Origin of the sequence: Mycolicibacterium austroafricanum, assembly GCF_902705885.1 — a bacterium.
Classification (GTDB): domain Bacteria; phylum Actinomycetota; class Actinomycetes; order Mycobacteriales; family Mycobacteriaceae; genus Mycobacterium; species Mycobacterium vanbaalenii_A.
Window position 1 is genome coordinate 171,893 of sequence record NZ_CACSIP010000012.1, and the last position, 16,540, is coordinate 188,432.

The 16,540-nt window shown below is 67.9% G+C and carries 19 protein-coding genes; 9 read left to right on the forward strand and 10 right to left on the reverse strand.

Going from position 1 to position 16,540, the window contains the following annotated elements; all coding sequences use genetic code 11:
• Positions 1–36 precede the first annotated feature (36 nt).
• Positions 37–495: a GbsR/MarR family transcriptional regulator gene (locus BEMPMBAN_RS09565; RefSeq protein ID WP_272952231.1), complete on the forward strand. Its 459-nt coding sequence runs from the start codon at positions 37–39 to the stop codon at positions 493–495.
• A gap of 13 nt (positions 496–508) precedes the next feature.
• On the opposite strand, the gene BEMPMBAN_RS09570 is transcribed toward BEMPMBAN_RS09565, so the two are convergent.
• The 10 genes from BEMPMBAN_RS09570 to BEMPMBAN_RS09615 all read right to left on the reverse strand — a co-directional run bounded on the left by BEMPMBAN_RS09570 (position 509) and on the right by BEMPMBAN_RS09615 (position 10,123).
• The gene (locus BEMPMBAN_RS09570; protein WP_159230119.1) at positions 509–1,120 is read right to left on the reverse strand and encodes a TetR/AcrR family transcriptional regulator; all 612 of its coding nucleotides are present in this window, start codon (positions 1,118–1,120) and stop codon (positions 509–511) included.
• On the reverse strand, positions 1,117–2,622 hold the full coding sequence (locus BEMPMBAN_RS09575; RefSeq protein ID WP_159230120.1) for an FAD-dependent oxidoreductase: 1,506 nt from the start codon (positions 2,620–2,622) through the stop codon (positions 1,117–1,119). The genes BEMPMBAN_RS09570 and BEMPMBAN_RS09575 overlap by 4 nt, the downstream gene beginning before the upstream one ends.
• A 124-nt stretch (positions 2,623–2,746) precedes the next feature.
• Complete coding sequence (locus tag BEMPMBAN_RS09580) at positions 2,747–3,646, reverse strand: crotonase/enoyl-CoA hydratase family protein (protein ID WP_159230121.1); 900 nt, start codon at positions 3,644–3,646, stop codon at positions 2,747–2,749.
• Between the two features lie 94 nt (positions 3,647–3,740).
• On the reverse strand, positions 3,741–3,965 hold the full coding sequence (locus BEMPMBAN_RS09585) for an anti-sigma factor family protein (protein WP_159230330.1): 225 nt from the start codon (positions 3,963–3,965) through the stop codon (positions 3,741–3,743).
• An 11-nt stretch (positions 3,966–3,976) separates the two neighbouring features.
• Positions 3,977–4,609, reverse strand: a complete 633-nt coding sequence (locus BEMPMBAN_RS09590; RefSeq protein WP_159230122.1) for an RNA polymerase sigma factor — start codon at positions 4,607–4,609, stop codon at positions 3,977–3,979.
• Between the two features lie 22 nt (positions 4,610–4,631).
• The gene (locus BEMPMBAN_RS09595) at positions 4,632–5,060 is read right to left on the reverse strand and encodes a YkgB family protein (RefSeq protein WP_159230331.1); all 429 of its coding nucleotides are present in this window, start codon (positions 5,058–5,060) and stop codon (positions 4,632–4,634) included.
• A 149-nt stretch (positions 5,061–5,209) separates the two neighbouring features.
• Complete coding sequence (locus BEMPMBAN_RS09600) at positions 5,210–5,521, reverse strand: hypothetical protein (protein WP_159230123.1); 312 nt, start codon at positions 5,519–5,521, stop codon at positions 5,210–5,212.
• Positions 5,522–5,533: 12 nt separating this feature from the next.
• Entirely contained in the window at positions 5,534–6,220 is a 687-nt protein-coding gene (locus tag BEMPMBAN_RS09605) for an LpqN/LpqT family lipoprotein (protein ID WP_234897382.1), read from the reverse strand.
• Positions 6,217–8,262 carry a prolyl oligopeptidase family serine peptidase gene (locus BEMPMBAN_RS09610; RefSeq protein ID WP_159230124.1) on the reverse strand — a complete coding sequence of 682 codons (2,046 nt, stop codon included), beginning with the start codon at positions 8,260–8,262 and terminating at the stop codon, positions 6,217–6,219. Before BEMPMBAN_RS09610 ends, BEMPMBAN_RS09605 begins: the two co-directional genes overlap by 4 nt.
• Before the next feature lie 28 nt (positions 8,263–8,290).
• A complete protein-coding gene (locus BEMPMBAN_RS09615) occupies positions 8,291–10,123 on the reverse strand; it encodes an NAD(P)/FAD-dependent oxidoreductase (protein ID WP_159230125.1) in 1,833 nt (610 codons plus the stop codon).
• A 118-nt stretch (positions 10,124–10,241) separates the two neighbouring features.
• On the opposite strand from BEMPMBAN_RS09615, the gene BEMPMBAN_RS09620 reads away from it, so the two are divergent.
• The 8 genes from BEMPMBAN_RS09620 to BEMPMBAN_RS09655 all read left to right on the forward strand — a co-directional run bounded on the left by BEMPMBAN_RS09620 (position 10,242) and on the right by BEMPMBAN_RS09655 (position 16,518).
• On the forward strand, positions 10,242–11,321 hold the full coding sequence (locus BEMPMBAN_RS09620) for a 2,3-butanediol dehydrogenase (RefSeq protein WP_159230126.1): 1,080 nt from the start codon (positions 10,242–10,244) through the stop codon (positions 11,319–11,321).
• Complete coding sequence (locus tag BEMPMBAN_RS09625) at positions 11,318–12,109, forward strand: acetoin reductase (protein WP_159230127.1); 792 nt, start codon at positions 11,318–11,320, stop codon at positions 12,107–12,109. The genes BEMPMBAN_RS09620 and BEMPMBAN_RS09625 overlap by 4 nt, the downstream gene beginning before the upstream one ends.
• Positions 12,110–12,132: 23 nt before the next feature.
• Positions 12,133–13,464 (forward strand): helix-turn-helix domain-containing protein, encoded by a 1,332-nt coding sequence (locus tag BEMPMBAN_RS09630; RefSeq protein WP_159230128.1) that lies wholly within the window; start codon positions 12,133–12,135, stop codon positions 13,462–13,464.
• Between the two features lie 22 nt (positions 13,465–13,486).
• Positions 13,487–13,969, forward strand: a complete 483-nt coding sequence (locus BEMPMBAN_RS09635; protein WP_159230129.1) for a DUF779 domain-containing protein — start codon at positions 13,487–13,489, stop codon at positions 13,967–13,969.
• Positions 13,970–14,091: 122 nt separating this feature from the next.
• A complete protein-coding gene (locus BEMPMBAN_RS09640; protein ID WP_234897383.1) occupies positions 14,092–14,370 on the forward strand; it encodes a putative holin in 279 nt (92 codons plus the stop codon).
• A gap of 73 nt (positions 14,371–14,443) precedes the next feature.
• Positions 14,444–14,809 (forward strand): hypothetical protein, encoded by a 366-nt coding sequence (locus BEMPMBAN_RS09645; protein ID WP_234897397.1) that lies wholly within the window; start codon positions 14,444–14,446, stop codon positions 14,807–14,809.
• A 32-nt stretch (positions 14,810–14,841) separates the two neighbouring features.
• On the forward strand, positions 14,842–16,239 hold the full coding sequence (lpdA, locus tag BEMPMBAN_RS09650; RefSeq protein ID WP_159230131.1) for a dihydrolipoyl dehydrogenase: 1,398 nt from the start codon (positions 14,842–14,844) through the stop codon (positions 16,237–16,239).
• A complete protein-coding gene (locus BEMPMBAN_RS09655) occupies positions 16,240–16,518 on the forward strand; it encodes a hypothetical protein (protein ID WP_159230132.1) in 279 nt (92 codons plus the stop codon).
• The last annotated feature ends 22 nt before the right edge of the window (positions 16,519–16,540 follow it).

Here is a 16,540-nt window from a genome sequence, read left to right on the forward strand (position 1 = left end):
ATTATTGAAGAGCATTCCGGGTGAGGAGCATTGGCTGTGTCAGGGGCGCCGCAATCGCAGCAGGCCGCCGAAGAGCTCGCGCTCGTCCTCACCAGCCACGGGCTGCAGCGGATGACCGCGCGAGTGCTGGCGACCCTGCTCTTCACCGAGCAGACCAGTGTGACCATGGCCGAACTCGGCGAGACGTTGCAGGCCAGTGCCGGATCGATCTCCGGGGCGCTGAAGATGCTCACCTCGGTCGGACTCGCCGAAAGGGTGCCGGTCCCGGGCAGCAGGCGCGAGCATTTCCGGCTTCCCCGTGATGCCTGGTCAGTGCTGTTCACCAGCAAGAACGAGACGATGCGGGCGATGCTGGAAGCGGCCGACGCGGGTCTGAAGGCCACCGAGGAGCAGGGTCCGGCCCGGGAGCGCCTCGCCGAGATGCGGGACTTCTACGGCTTTCTGATGGCCGAGATCCCGGCACTGCTGGACCGCTGGCACGAACAGCGGGGCTGAGGGGCACTACCGCTCACGGCGGCAGCAGCCCGATCTGCCGGTACACCGCCCGAAGGTAGCGGCGCATCTCGTCGACGTCGGGCGGGTCGGGTTGCAGCACCCGGTAGGTCACCGCACCCACCATCATGTCGATGGCCACGTCGACGTCGACGTCGACGTCGTCGGCGACCGTGCCCAGTTCGCGTGCCCGCGCGAGCAATGCTGCCGCCAGCTTGCGGCGCGGCAGGATGTAGCGCTGCCAGTAGGTGGACATCAGCTGCGGATGGCTCACCGCCGAACCGAACACCCTGGCGACCAGAGCGCGGTACTGCACCGTGGTGACGGCGGCAGCGGCCCGGTCGATCGCGGCCTCCACGAGGGCATACGGTGATTCGGTGTCGACCGCTTCCTGGGAAGCCCATCCTGCTTCGTCGACGATCAGCGTCTCCATCGCGGCGGCGATCAGCTCTTCCTTGTTGGCCCACCGCCGGTAGATCGTCGGTTTGCCCACACCGGCCTTCTTGGCGATCTGCTCGATGCTGGTGCCTTCGACCCCGCGCTCGATGAACAGTTCCAGCCCGGCGCGCAGGATCGCCAGATCGGTGGCGCCGTCGCGGGGTCTCCCGCGGCCCGCTGGTGTCGTCACCGCACCGTGCCGCTGGTCAAAGCCTTTGTGAGCCAACGGTTCAAGCTCGCAGCCTGACCGGCTTCCCCGCGCCAGGCCAGATGGCCGTCCGGACGGACCAGCATCACCTCGTCGTCTTCGCGGGTCAGGATCGTGACCAGCTCGCCGAGATGGCGGCGGGCCGCCTCGACGCACGGGGTGGTCGGGGGCGTGCCGGGCGACAGCAGTGCCCAGTGCGCTCCCAACTCGCGGTGCAGCGTCGAAACCGTGCCATCGGTTCTGCGACAGGGCATGTCAGGGATCCGGTCACCAGGCCGGGGCTTTCGGCCGGTACCCCCCAGCGGCCCCTTGCGGTAGCTCACCCACAGCTGGGAAGCGGTGTAGGTGATCCAGCGCTGCACCGGCGCCGGGCCGAAGATGCGCGGCGCGACGTGGTCGCGCAGGAACCGGCCGACCGGGTTGCGGGCGACGTTGACCCGCGTCACCGCGCTGGTGCCACGCAGCACTCCGGTCGCCAACGGTCGACGTTCGGCCTCGTAGGTGTCGACGAGCGGGTCCGCGGCCCGGTTCTGTAGCACCAGAGCGAGTTTGAACGCGAGGTTCTCCGCGTCGCCGATACCGGTCAACATGCCCTGTCCGCCGAAGGGCGCATGCGCATGCGCGGCGTCCCCGGCGATCAGCACCCGCCCGCGACGGTAGGTGGTGGCCAGCCTGCGGTGCACGGTGAACACCGACAGCCACTCGGCGTCGCCGATGCGGACCGGGCGTCCGGTGCGCTCCGGGACGACCTGGCGGATGCGTTCGAGGATGTCACGCTCGCCCGGCTTTTCGTCGTACCCGGGGTCGTAGACGAACAGCCGCCACAGATCACCGCGGCCGTCGTCGTCGGGCATCGGCATCGCGCCGACGATCCCGGCGGGATGAACCCAGCCCGTGGTGCCGCCACGGTCGAGGTCCCAGTCCAGGTGCACGTCGGCCAGCAGGAAACGCTCGGAGAGCTTGACGCCCGGGAGATCGATGCCGGCCAGCCGGCGGGTGGTGCTCGAGGTGCCGTCGCAGCCCACGATCCAGCCCGCCCGAATCCGCGTGCCGTCCTGGAGTTCGGCCACTGCATGGTCGTGTTCCTGGTGCAGGGCGACCAGTCCGTTACCCCAGTGCGGGACGGTGCCGAGGTCGGCGAGACGGGCACGCAGCGCTGCCTCCACCTTGGCCTGGGACACCACCATCGGCGGCGCCGCGGTGCGCATCTTCGGGTCGCCGAACTCCAGGGTCATCAGCGGGCGCTCACCCAGGTAGTTGGTGATGCGCATGGCGCGCAGGGACTCGTCGGGCAGGGTCCCCAGCGCACCGATACGGCCCAGCACCTCCGACCCGCGGGCGTGCAGGAAGTTGGCCCGTGAGGTGGTGGCCGGACCGGGGGCGCGGTCGACGACCAGCACCGACACCCCTTGTGATCGCAGGCAGCACGCCAGCGTCAGCCCCGTCGGCCCCGCGCCCACCACCAGTACGTCGGCTGCGTCCATGGTGCATATATTAACGAAACGGTTCCGTAACGTAAAGAGGCCGCGCCACCTTCTCGCCGGAACGGTATTCCAGCAGGACTTTTGGGCGTGCGGGCCTGCTGGAATACCGTTCCGGCGGGGGTTCTTACGGGTTGATCACGTGTGACGGGTCGGGGCGCCGCTCGGGAGGTGCCTGGCTGTAGTCACCCCACGGGCCGTCGCGACGTTCGACCGCGGTCCGCACCCCGGCGGTGGCGGCGGTGTTGATGAACCGCTCGGCGTCGGGGGTGTTGCGCATCAAGCCGTCGAGGATCCCGCCGAGCGTCTGGGTCGATGCCAGCCCCATGTTCTCGTAGGCCTGGTTGACGATGAGTTTCTGCGCCTGCAGTTGCGACAGGGGGATGGTCGCCAACCGGGCCGCGATCTCGGCCACCCGCGCCTCGAGCTGTTCGAACGGAACCGATTCGTTGATGAGTTCCACTGCGGCAGCCTCCTTTCCGGTGAGCGGTTCACCGGTCAGCGAGTGCCACTTCACCTTCGCCAGGGACAGCCGGTACAGCCACATGCCGGTCAGGTAGGCGCCCCACATCCTGGCGTACGGCGTGCCGATGACGGCGTCGTCGCTGGCGATCACCAGGTCGGCGCACAACGCATAATCGCTGGCGCCGCCCACGCACCAGCCGTGCACCTGCGCGATGACGGGCTTGGAGGCCCGCCAGATCGCCATGAACTTCTGCGTGGGCCCGGTCTCGCGGGCGCTCACCATGGCAAAATCCTTGCCAGGGTCCCACCGGCCGTCGGTGTTCATCGACTCACCCCAGTGCTGGAATCCGCCACCGAAGTCGTACCCGCCCGAGAACGCCCGCCCGGCGCCGCGCAGCACGATGACCTTGACCGCCGGATCACGTTCGGCGAGCCCGATCGCCGCTTCGATCTCGTCGGGCATCGGGGGAACGATGGTGTTGAGGTGCTCGGGACGGTTCAAGGTGATTGTCGCTACCGGACCCTCGGCGCGATACAGCACGGTCTGAAAATCAGTCGCCACGGTTCAGTCCTACCTCCCCGGCCCCCGGGAGTCGAGCACGTAGGCGTACACGCTGTGGCTCGGCCCCAGCCAGGAACTGGCCCGGCTCGACCGGTTAGTGCAGGTTCTTGAACGCGTCGAGCAGCTTGCGGCGAAACGCAGGCTCGATCTCGTCGTAACCGATCGTGCCGAGCGTCGCCACGGTCGCCCGGAACTGCTGCAGGTAGCTCGCGCAGCCGTCGCATTCGAGAAGATGTTCGTCGAACCGGGTCCGGGTGTCCGGATCCAGAGACCCGTCCAAGTAGGCGGTGATCAACTCGACGAGCTCGTCGCAGGCCATGTCTTCGTGGCTCACATCGCGTCCTTCAGATAGTCCTCGAGGGCTTGTCGTACGGCAGCCCGGCCGCGGTGCAACAGCACGCGCTGGTTGGCGACGCTGATGTCGAGCAGCTTTCGCACTTCGTCGGAGTCCATGTCGAGGACGTCGCGCAGGGTGACGACGATGCGTTGCCGTTCCGGGAGTCTGTCCAGTTCCCGGCGCGCCACTGCCATCAACTCCCCGCCCAGCACAGCGCCCTCGGGGGAGGTGGGGAACGCCGAGGGCGTCGAGTCGTCCGTCCAGTGGCCCGGCCACTCGTCGTCGCCGCCGCGGAACCGGGCCGGGTCGACGGTGCCGCCGGTGAAGGCGGCGATCTGCATGTCGCGGTCCTTGCGCTCCCGCATGCCGCGCTTCTTGGCGATGTTGATCATCACCGTGAACAACCACGTGCGCAGAGACGACCGACCCTCGAAGGTGTCGATCCCCTTGATCAGCGCGACCCAGGCCTCCTGCACCACTTCCTCGGCGATCTCTCGGCTGGCGACATACCCGCGTGCCACCCGCAGCATCGCGGCGGTGTGCAGGTCGACGAGCTCCGCGAAGGCCGATTCGTCGCGCGCCCGCAGCGCGGCGATCAGGTCGGCCTCGTCCACAGATGTGGTCATCTACGCGAGAGGGTAATACCGGTCAGCGCCGGGAACTGCGTAATGCGTCGGTCAGCGTCCACACCGCGACACCTAACAGCGCAACGTCCTTGATCAGGAACTGACCTGTCGACGACAGGACGGGGAAGCCGCCCGCTGATGCCTCGAACACCCCGGGTGTGGTGAACAGGAAACTCAGCGTCGCGACGAACAGGCCGACGGCGATGACGCTGCCCGCCATCGACACCCTGGGCCACCACGGTTTGACGGCGATCAGCGCTGCGGCGCCCAGTTCCAGCGCACCGAGCGACAACGAGAACGTGCCGACGGAGAACACGTCGTAGACCCAACTCATGAATGGACTGTTGGAGACGAGCGGTGCGATCCCGTTGGCCTCGAACTCGGTGAATTTCAGCGCACCGATCCACGCGATGACGACAACAAGCCCGTAGCGGGCGAGCCCCCCGCCCATTCGCTCCAGGGTGACCGGACCGGTTCGGTCGGTGGCGGGGTAGTGGGTGACATTCTTCGTGACGCCGGTCATGACGATCCTCTCGGACACGGGTCCCGCTCTCAGACAGCGCGACCATCACGACGTAGTGCCCGCAGAGACGGCGGGCGTTACATTCCCGGTGGCGGGTCGGGCTCGCGGTACGGGGCGTAAGCAGAGCGGATCTGCCCGCCGATCTTGAGGTGCGGAGTGCGGAAGTACGCCCAGCCCGTCATCAGGATCACCGTCGCGGCGACGAAGGCGAGGGAACTCTGGATGTCGGGCAGGCCGCCGAGGAACAGCAGCACTCCGCCGACGGCCGAGCCCGTCCAGTAGATCCGGCGTTTCACAGCGCGCTTGGGCAACTGCGCGGTGTCCTTCCCGGGGACGACGAAGGCGAGCACCAGTGCCAGAGCACCGGCGATCAACAACACCTCAGACATCGGCGTCCCTTCTCACTGCAGCAGCACCTGGAACCCGTCGACGATCTGCTGTGCGTCGTCCTGGTATGCCCGGTCGTCGTCGGTGGCCGCCTGGATCGTCAACGTCGCCAGGTAGGTGATGGTCCCGGTGCTGGCGACGACCGCATGCATGATGATCGGCCGTTCGGGGGCCGGGCCCATCGCCGGAGCGGTGTAATCGGTGGTCTCCGAGGGGAACCCGCAGGTGGTGTTGCTCTCGGTGCTGAGGTTGGACGCGCCCATCAGCTGAACCAGGTTGGACCGGTTCTCGTCGAACACGGTCTCGGCGGGCGGGACGCCGCGCACCGATTCGAGGGTGACGACGGCGTTGGGGGCGAATCTGCCGGTGGCCAGGCGCGGCGCGACGATGGCGTAACGGATGACCTGGCTGTCCATCATGGAGTTGCGCTCCCAACCGGCCGGGATGGGGATCCGCAGTTGCGGCTCCCGAGCTCCCTTGGTCGGGATGTCGGCGAGAGGGGCAGAGACTTCGGCACACTCGCCGTCGCCGACTGTGGGCGCCGGGCCGGAGCCGGCCGCCGTCACCGCCGTACCCTGGATCTGCTGTGTGCAGCCGGTCAACAACAGCGCCACAGCCACGATGAGAGCCCCTGCGCCGGAACGGTATTCCAGCAGGCCCCATCGCGGTGTCCTGCTGCGTGGTGGCAATCCCGGCGTCACGACTGCTCCTCACTCAGTGTCCGCAGCAGGAACTCGTAGACCAGCGCCGCGCGGAACGCGGTCTGTGCGTTGTCCGCGGCGCCCGCGTGGCCGCCCTCGATGTTCTCGTAGTAGCGCACCGGCTGGCCGGCTGCCTCGAGTGCGGCAGTCATCTTCCGTGCGTGTCCGGGGTGGACCCGGTCGTCGCGGGTGGACGTGGTGATCAACACCGGAGGATACCGGCGATCATCCGAAACATGCTGGTAAGGAGAGTATTTCGAGATGAACTCCCAGTCCTCGGGGTCATCGGGGTTTCCGTACTCGGCCACCCACGAGGCCCCCGCCAGAAGCAGGTGGAAGCGGCGCATGTCCAGCAGCGGGACACTGCACACCAAGGCGCCGAACAACTCCGGGTACTGCGTGAGCATGATGCCCATCAACAATCCGCCGTTGCTGCCGCCCTGCGCGCCGAGCTGCTCGACCGTGGTGACCTCGCGGGCCACCAGATCCTTTGCCACCGCCGCGAAGTCCTCGGCCACCAGATGACGGCCCGCACGCATGGCCTGGGTGTGCCAGCCGGGTCCGTACTCGCCGCCGCCGCGGATGTTGGCCAGCACGTAGGTCCCTCCGCGGGCCAGCCACAGCCTGCCCAGAACGCCGTCATAGCCCGGAGTGCGGGCCACCTCGAAACCGCCGTAACCACCGAGCAGCGTCGGACCCGGACCCTGCCGATGGCGATGGCCGACCACGAAGTACGGGATCGCGGTGCCGTCGTCGGAGGTGGCGAAATACTGACTCACCTCGAGGTCGGCGGCGTCGAAGAACGACGGGGCACGTTTGATCACCGAGAACGCCTCGGAACCGAGTGCGCCGCTGACGGCACCGTGGCGGAGGCGCGACGGAGTGTCGAAACCCGAAGAGTCGAGGAATATCTCATCTCCCAGGTCGTCTGCGGTGACGATGACGGTGTTGGTGTTGTCCGGCAGCCCTGTCACCGGTTCGCTGGTCCAGGCCCCCGGTGTGAACACCTCGACGTGGCTGGCCACGTCGGCGAGCGTGACGACGACCAGGCGGTCGCGGGTCCACGCGTAGTGGTTCAGACAGGTGTGCTCGTCGGGTGTGAACACCACCCGCAGTTCGGCTGTGCCGGCAAGGAATTCGTCGTAGTCGGCCGCCAGCAGGGAGCCCGCGACATACCGGTCGACACCGTGGAACCAGTCGGTGCGCAGCTCGATCAGCAGCCAGTCGCGATGCACCGAGATGCTCGAATCGGTCGGGACGTCGAAACGGATCAGCTCACCGGCACGCAACTCGTAGACCTCTTCGTTGAAGAAGTCCAGCGCCCGGCTCACCAGCGTCCGCTCGAAGCCGACCGTGCGATCGACAGACGCCGCGACGACGACATCGGTCGGGGCGCCGCTGAACACCGTTTCGGCGTCGGCGAGCGGCTGGCCCCGCCGCCAGCGCTTGACCACCCGCGGATAGCCGGACTCGGTGAGTGACCCCTCACCGAAATCGGTGCCGACCAGGACGGTGTTCTCGTCCTCCCAGGTGATCTGCGACTTGGCCTCGGGCAGCGCGAAACCACCGTCGACGAACTCTCGGGTGCGCATGTCGAACTCACGCACCACTGCCGCATCCGACCCGCCGGGCGACAGACTGATCAGCGCCAGGGTGTGGTCCGGGTTGATGACGGCGGCCCCCGCCCACACCCACTTGACGTCGTCGTCGGCGGCCAGCCGGTCCACGTCGATGACGACGTCCCAGTCCGGCTTCTCGCTGCGATAGCTCTCCAGAGTGGTGCGCCGCCACAGTCCGCGCGGATTGTCTGCATCGCGCCAGAAGTTGTAGAGGTGGTCACCGCGCCGGAGCACATAGGGGATCCGGGTGTCGGTGTCGAGCACCTCGAGCGCTTCGGAGCGCATCTGTTCGAAGCGCTCGCCGCCCAACTCGGCCACGGTCGGTTCGTTGTGGCTCCGGACCCAGGCCAGCGCGTCGTCGCCGGTGACCTCCTCCAGCCAGAGGTACGGGTCGGTGTCGGTCTGCGCAGGAGCGTCGGTCACCCCCCCATTCTGCGCAACCGGTCGCCCGTCAGCTCAGGTGGTGCACCTCCTGCAGTCCGTAGACCGGGGTGGCCATGCCGACGTGACGCGCCTTGAGCTGCAGCGCCAGATACAGCGAGTAATGCCTCGACTGGTGCAGATTGCCGCCGTGGAACCACAGATTGGGCTGCTGGGTGGGCTTCCACATGTTGCGTTGCTCGCCTTCCCACGGCCCCGGATCCTTGGGGGTGTCGCTGCCCAGGCCCCACACCTTGCCCACCCTGTCGGCGACGTCCTGGCCGATCAGGTCGGCGGCCCAACCGTTCATCGAGCCGTACCCGGTGGCGTAGACGACGACGTCGGCCGGCAGTTCGGTGCCGTCGGCGAGCACCACCGAGTCCTCGGTCAGGTGATCAACCTGTCCGTGGGCCAGCTTGATCCTGCCGTCGGCGACCATCTCGCAGGCCCCGACGTCGATGTAGTACCCCGAGCCGCGCCGCAGGTACTTCATGAACAGTCCGGAACCGTCGGCGCCCCAGTCGAGTTCGAATCCCGCCGCCTCCAGGCGGTCGTAGAAGTCGCGGTCGCGCTCGCGCATCTGGTCGTACAACGGGATCTGGAACTCGTGCATGATCCGGTACGGCAGCGACGCGAACGTCAGATCCGCCTTCTCGGTGGTCATGCCGGACTCGACCGCCTGCTCCGAGTAGAGGGCTCCGAGACCGATCTCCATCAGGCTGTCCGACCTCACGATGTGCGTCGAGGATCGCTGCACCATCGTCACGTCGACGCCGTTCTCGTAGAGCGCCTTGCAGATGTCGTGGGCGGAGTTGTTCGACCCGATCACCACGGCCTTCTTGCCGACGTAGCCGTCGGGACCCGGGTGGGCGCTGGAATGGTGCTGGTCGCCGCGGAACACGTCCTGACCCGGCAGGGTGGGGACGCTGGGTTTACCGGACATCCCGGTGGCGAGCACCAGCTGGGTGGGATGCAGGGTGAGTCGCTCCCCGTCGCGGTCCACCTCGACCGTCCATCGTTGCTCGGCCTCGTCGAAGCTCGCCGACAGGCACGTCGTCTTCGACCAATACGGCACCTCCATCACCCGGGTGTAGAACTCCAGCCAGTCGCCGATCTTGTCCTTCGGCGCGAACACCGGCCAGTTCGCCGGGAACGGCATGTAGGGCAGGTGGTCGTACCACACCGGGTCGTGCAGGCACAGCGACTTGTACCGCTGGCGCCACTGGTCGCCCGGCCGCTCGTGGCGGTCGACGACGATCGCCGGCACCCCGAGCTGGCGCAGCCGCGCCCCGAGCGCGATGCCGCCCTGTCCGCCGCCGATCACCAGCACGTAGGGCTGGGTGGTGCGGCCCAGCTCGGCGTCCTCGGCCTCGCGCTTCTCGGCCCACGACCGCGGATCCGGATCGTCACCGTGCACGGCGCCCAGGACCCGGCTGGGTCCCTTGCGTTCCTCGTGTCCTTTGAGTTCCTGCAGCGCGGTCAGCAGCGTCCACGCCCTGTCGTCCCCACCGTCGCGCCGCAGCCGCAGGTGCCCGACGCCGCGGCCGGCGCCGGTCTCGAACTCGATGAACGCCGACACCACGTCGTCGTCGGCGGTGGCCGGCTCGCGGGTCCGGAAGCCCGCCGGATCGGTCTCGATCAGCCGGGCGCCGAGCATGTCGGCGATCTGGTCGCGGCCCTCCAGGGTCTTGATGTTCCAGGTGAACGACACCAGGTCGCGCCAGAAACCGTCGACGGCGAACATGGCGGCGACCCGCTGGACGTCGCGCACAGCCAGGGCGGCTTCGAAGTCGGCGAGCCAGGCGTCCACGCGTTGTTGCGGGGTCAGATCGGGAGTCGTGCGAGATTCGAGAGTGGAAGTCATGTGAGCCAGGACACATCCCGCGCCGGGGTCCTGACAAGAGTTGCGAACGGTTGCACACAGGCCTGCAACCCCCTGCAACTCTTTCGCGCTGTGGCCGCCGTCACATAGAACTGCCGATATGAGAGCAGCTGTGTACTACGGACCGAACAAAGTCGAGATCGACGACGTCGCCGAACCCGAGCCCACACCGGGCACCGTCAAAGTCCGCGTCGGCTTCAACGGCATCTGCGGCACCGATCTGCACGAGTACTACGCCGGTCCGATCTTCGTCCCGACCCAGCCGCACCCGCTGACCGGGCAGGAGCTGCCGCTGACCCTCGGGCACGAGTTCTCCGGCACCATCACCGCCGTCGGCGCCGGCGTCAGCGGATGGAACGAGGGCGACCGGGTGGCGGTCGAGCCGATCTACAAGTGCGGCCACTGCGGCCCGTGCCAGGCCGGCAACTACAACGTCTGCCGGCAGATCGGCTTCCACGGTCTGATGTCCGACGGCGGCATGGCCGAGTACACCGTCGTCCCGACCAGCATGCTGCACACGCTGCCCGACGACGTGTCACTGGAGCTGGGTGCGCTCGTCGAACCGATGTCGGTGGCCTACCACGCCGCGACGCTCGGCGACGTGCACCCGGGCGACACCGCAATGGTCTTCGGGGCCGGTCCGATCGGTATCGGCCTGTGGTTCGCGCTGCGCGGCAAAGGACTCGAGGACGTGTTCGTCGTCGAGCCCTCACCCACCCGGCGCGCCGCGGTCGAAGCGCTCGGCGCCGCCACCCTGGATCCGGCAGCCGTGGACGTCGCGCAGTTGATCGCCGACCACACCGCAGGCGCCGGGGCCGACGCCGTGTTCGACGCAGCCGGCGTGGCGCCGGCCGTCGCCACGGCCCTGGCCTGTGTCGGCTCACGCAAACCGATGATCAGCGTCGCGATCTACGAAAAGCCACTGGAGACACCACTTCTGAACCTCGTGATGAACGAGTCCCGGATCCAGGGGTCGCTGTGTTACACCGGCGCGGACTTCGAAGCGGTGATCGCGCTGATGGCCCGGGGCGCCTACGACACCACCGGGTGGGTGACCCGAATCCCGATCGACGACGTGATCGACGAGGGGTTCGAGGCACTGCACGCCGGCAAGAAGATGAAAGTGCTGGTCGCCCCGACCGATTCACCCGGAGTCGATCCGAGCGGAGCGAACGCATGACCCCCACGGGACACCTTCACGGCAGAGTCGCACTCGTCACCGGAGCCGGGCGCGGGATCGGTCGTGGGATCGCGCTGCGTCTGGCGCGCGACGGCGCCGACGTCGCGCTGCTCGACGTGCGTCCCGAAGGTATCGAGTACGTGGCCGGGGAGATCGCCGACATCGGCTGTAAGGCAACGACAGTCGTCGCCGACGTAAGCGATCGTGACCAGGTGTTCGCTGCTGTCGACTTCGCGGCTTCCGCGCTGGGCGGTCTCGACATCATGGTCAACAACGCCGGGATCGCCCTGGTCGGCCCGATCGCCGATGTCACCGCCGACGACGTGGCCCGGGTGTGGGCGATCAACGTCAACGGGGTGCTGTGGGGCACCCAGGCGGCGGTTGCGAAGTTCAAGGAACTGGGCCGCGGAGGCAAGATCATTAATGCGTCGTCGATCGCCGGCCACGACGGGTTCGCGATGCTGGGGGTGTACAGCGCCTCGAAATTCGCGGTGCGGGCGCTCACCCAGGCGGCCGCCAAAGAGCACGCCGCCGACGGGATCACCGTCAACGCGTACTGCCCGGGAGTGGTCGGCACCGACATGTGGGTGGAGATCGACAAGCGCTTCGCCGAACTGACCGGGGCCGCCGAGGGCGAGACCTACGACAAGTTCGTCGGCGGCATCGCGTTGGGCCGCGCCGAGACGCCCGACGACGTCGCCGGTTTCGTGTCGTACCTGGCGGGGCCTGACGCCGACTACATGACCGGCCAGTCCGGCCTCATCGACGGCGGCCTGGTCTACCGCTGAGATGCGGAGCACACTGGGGTTCGATGCCCAGCAATATCGGCAGTGCGCCCGTGCCTGAACCGGCAGTGGCCGCAGGCGAGGACCCGCGCAGGTATGCGCGGTTGATGTCGGCTGTGTACGACGCGACGATGGCCGGCAACCGGGCCCCCGCCCGGCCGCGGGAGGTCATCGGCGATTCCTGGCAGCGGCTCATCGCCCGCGGAATCGACCCCGATGTCGGCACCGAACCGGTGGTGGAGACGGGTGCCCTGGAGATGCTGCGGCGTGCGTCCGGGTTGATGGAGGTGCTCGACGAGATCTCCCACGGCTTGGAGTCGCTGGTGGCCGAGGGGGCGAACATCCTGGTGGTCGCCGACGCGAAGGGCCGGGTGCTGTGGCGCTCCGGGTCGCCGGCGGTGCTGATGAACGCCGACCGCCTGGGGTTCGTCGAAGGCGCCAACTGGGGTGAGGGTTCGGTGGGCACCAACGCGATCGGCACCGCGCTGGTGTCCCAGCGCGCGGTGCAGGTGTTCTCTGCCGAGCACTTCCTGCGCAGCCACCATCCATGGACGTGCGCCGGGGCGCCGATCCGCGATCCGAGAACCGGGCAGGTGATCGGCGTCGTCGACGTCTCGGGCCCGGCTCCGACCGTGCACCCCACGACGATCGCGCTGGTGGACGCGGTGGCGCGGCTCGCCGAGTCCCAGTTGCGCCAGGAGCACGACCGCACGCTCAACCGGCTGCGGGCGTTCGCCGCGCCGATCCTGGCGCGGATGGGCAGCCCGGCCCTGGCCGTCGACACCGAAGGCTGGGTCGCGGCGGTCGACGCGATGCCGATGCACAACCGGATACTGCTGCCCGATCAGCTGGCCCCCGGTCGGGTGCGGTTGGCGACGCTGGGGTGGTGTGCGGTCGAACCCCTTCCCGGTGGCTGGCTGGTGAGGCCGGCGGCCGGGGACGATCAGGGCGACCCGCAGCAGCCGGCGCGGGTGACGCTGGACTTCGGTAACCCGGACCGGCCGTCGCTGCGGCTGGCAGGCGAATTCGGGTACTGGACCCATGATCTGTCGCTGCGACACGCGGAGATCCTCTTGGCCCTGGCGCTTTCACCACAGGGGCGGACAGCCCCGCAGCTCGCCGAGGATCTGTACGGCGACCGGTCACGGGTGGTCACGGTGCGCGCGGAGATGTCACGGCTGCGAAAGCAGTTCGCCGGCGTGCTCGCCGCCCAGCCGTACCGCTTCGCCGGTTCGGTTGATCTCGAGCTGCGTTATCCCGACGATCGGCGGCTGCTGTTGCCGCCGTCGACGGCGCCGGCGGTCCGGGCCGCCCGCACGGCCGGTGCACCCGCAGAACAGCGAGAGCACAATGGTTAACAGCGAGAGCACAATGGTTGGTGTGGACACACCGAACCGGGCCCTGGTCACCGAGGCTGCCGCCGAACTCCTGCGACGCCTGCAGCAGCGCCACGGTGCGTTGATGTTCCACCAGTCCGGCGGGTGCTGCGACGGGTCGTCGCCGATGTGTTATCCCGACGGCGACTTCATCGTCGGTGACCGGGACGTCCTTCTGGCGGTTCTCGACGTCGGCGACGGCGGGGTTCCGGTGTGGATCTCCGGTCCCCAGTTCGACGCGTGGAAACACACCCAGTTGGTGATCGACGTCGTGCCGGGGCGCGGTGGTGGGTTCAGCTTGGAGGCACCTGAGGGCATGCGTTTTCTGTCCCGGGGCCGGGCGTTCACCGATGAGGAGAACCGGGCCCTGAGCGCCGTGCCGCCGGTGACGGGCGCCGACTTCGAGCGCGGGGTTCGGCCCCCGTCGAACGGGACCCATGTGGTGGCCGAGGCCGTTGATGCCTGCCCGGTCCCGCTGAAGCCCTGATTCCACTCGCGAAATATCATTCCGGGCTGCGAAATTAGGCCTCGCGACGACCCGGAACGGTATTTCGCGGCGGGCGGCGCGCCGCGAGGGATCGGGCCTGCCGCGGCGTTATCGTCGAGAGCGTGATCCCGCTGCCGCGTCCGTCGGTGTTGGCCGGCGTGATGATCGTCGGGGTTGCCGTCGGCATGATGGCCGCGGTCGCCGCCACCGTGGAGGTCACCGCAACGGTGCGTCCCGACATCGTGATCGCAGTGGTGATCGGCGTCCCGGCGATCGTGGGTCTGCTGACGATCCTGTTCTCGAGCCGGCGGTGGGTCACCGCGCTGGGGGCACTGGTGCTCGCCGTGGGGCCCGGCTGGTTCGGAGCGCTGGCCGCGATCCAGGTGGCCTCCGGTGGCTGAGGGCGACCGCGAGGGTGAACACACCCAGCCGTTCACGCCCGAGTTCACCGGGTCCTTCACCGCTCAGGGCCTCATGGACGGGCCCGCACCGGTGCCGCCGGCTCTGCACTCGCCGCAACCGCTCGTGGTTCCGGGTGTCGACCAGTTTCTCAATCGGTGGCGGTTCGTGCTCGTCGTGACCGGTGTGTGGATCGTCGCGGCGGCGGCCGGGGTGGGCCTGTACTACTGGTGGTATCAGTCGCTGGACAAGACCATGCCGGTCTTCGCCGTGCTGGTCTACCTGGTGTCGTGCATCGTCGGCAGTCTGCTCACCGCCATGGTGCAGAACCGACCGGCGATGTCGGCGACCGCCATCGCGCTGATGTCGGCGCCGTTCGCGTCGACCGCGGCGGCCGCTGTGCTGTACGGCGGTTACGTATTCGGCTGGATCACCCGGTAGCGACCGCGCCGGGCCTATTAGGGTGGGAAAGCGTGACCCACTATGACGTCGTCGTTCTCGGAGCCGGCCCCGGCGGATACGTTGCGGCTATCCGCGCTGCCCAACTCGGGCTGAACACCGCCATCGTCGAACCCAAGTACTGGGGTGGCGTGTGCCTCAACGTCGGGTGCATCCCGTCGAAGGCGCTGCTGCGCAATGCCGAACTCGCACACATCTTCACCAAGGAAGCCAAGCAGTTCGGTATCGGCGGCGAGGTGAGCTTCGACTTCGGTGCAGCGTTCGACCGCAGCCGCAAGGTCGCCGACGGCCGGGTCACCGGCGTGCACTTCCTGATGAAGAAGAACAAGATCACCGAGATCCACGGCTACGGGAAATTCACCGGTCCCAACAGCATCGAGGTGGATCTCAACGACGACGGTGGAACAGAGAAAGTCGAGTTCGACAACGCGATCATCGCGACCGGCTCCAGCACCCGGCTCGTCCCGGGCACGTCGCTGTCGGAGAACGTCGTCACCTACGAGAAGCAGATCCTGACCCGCGAGCTGCCCGGGTCGATCATCATCGCCGGCGCCGGCGCCATCGGCATGGAGTTCGGTTACGTCCTGAAGAACTACGGCGTGGACGTGACGATCGTCGAATTCCTGCCCCGCGCGCTGCCCAACGAGGACGCCGAGGTCTCCAAGGAGATCGAGAAGCAGTTCAAGAAGCTGGGCGTGAAGATCCGCACCGGCACCAAGGTGGAGTCCATCCGTGACGAGGGCGGCGAGGTCACGGTCACGGTCAGCAAGGACGGGAAGTCCGAGGACCTCAAGGCCGACAAGGTGCTGCAGGCCATCGGCTTCGCACCCAACGTCGAGGGCTTCGGGCTGGACAAGGCCGGCGTGGAGCTGACGGATCGCAAGGCCATCAGCATCGACGACTACATGCGCACCAACGTGAGCCACATCTACGCGATCGGTGACGTGACCGCCAAGCTGCAGTTGGCGCACGTCGCCGAGGCGATGGGTGTGGTGGCCGCCGAAACCATCGCCGGTGCGGAGACGCTCGCCCTCGGTGACTACCGGATGCTGCCGCGCGCCACCTTCTGCCAGCCCCAGGTCGCCAGCTTCGGTCTCACCGAGGAACAGGCCAGAGACGAGGGCTACGACGTGAAGGTCGCCAAGTTCCCGTTCACGGCCAACGGCAAGGCGCACGGTCTGGGCGATCCGACCGGATTCGTCAAGCTGATCGCCGACGCAAAATACGGTGAACTGCTCGGCGGGCACCTGATCGGGCACGACGTCTCCGAACTGCTGCCCGAGCTCACCCTGGCCCAGAAGTGGGATCTGACCGTCAACGAACTGTCCCGCAACGTCCACACCCACCCGACGATGTCGGAGGCGATGCAGGAGTGCTTCCACGGGCTGGCCGGCCACATGATCAACTTCTAGTTGAGGGCGATCTGGGTCGCCGGGATCGGCGGGTTGGTGGTCGGCCACATCCTGTGGCTGGCAGGCATCTCCGCGGCCATCGCCTCGACAGACGTGCCGAGGTGGGTGCTCGTCGTCGCCGCGGTGTCGTTTGTCGTCGGCATCATCGTCGGGCTGATCGGCTGGCGGCAGTGGCAGCGCAGGTCGCGCAAGGGTGAGATCTGGGCGGTGTTCCTGTGGGCGCTGCCGGTGTCACCGGTGCTGTTGTCGCTGACCGTCCTCGGGGTGACGTACCTGTAGCTGGCAAACCGGCGATACGGCA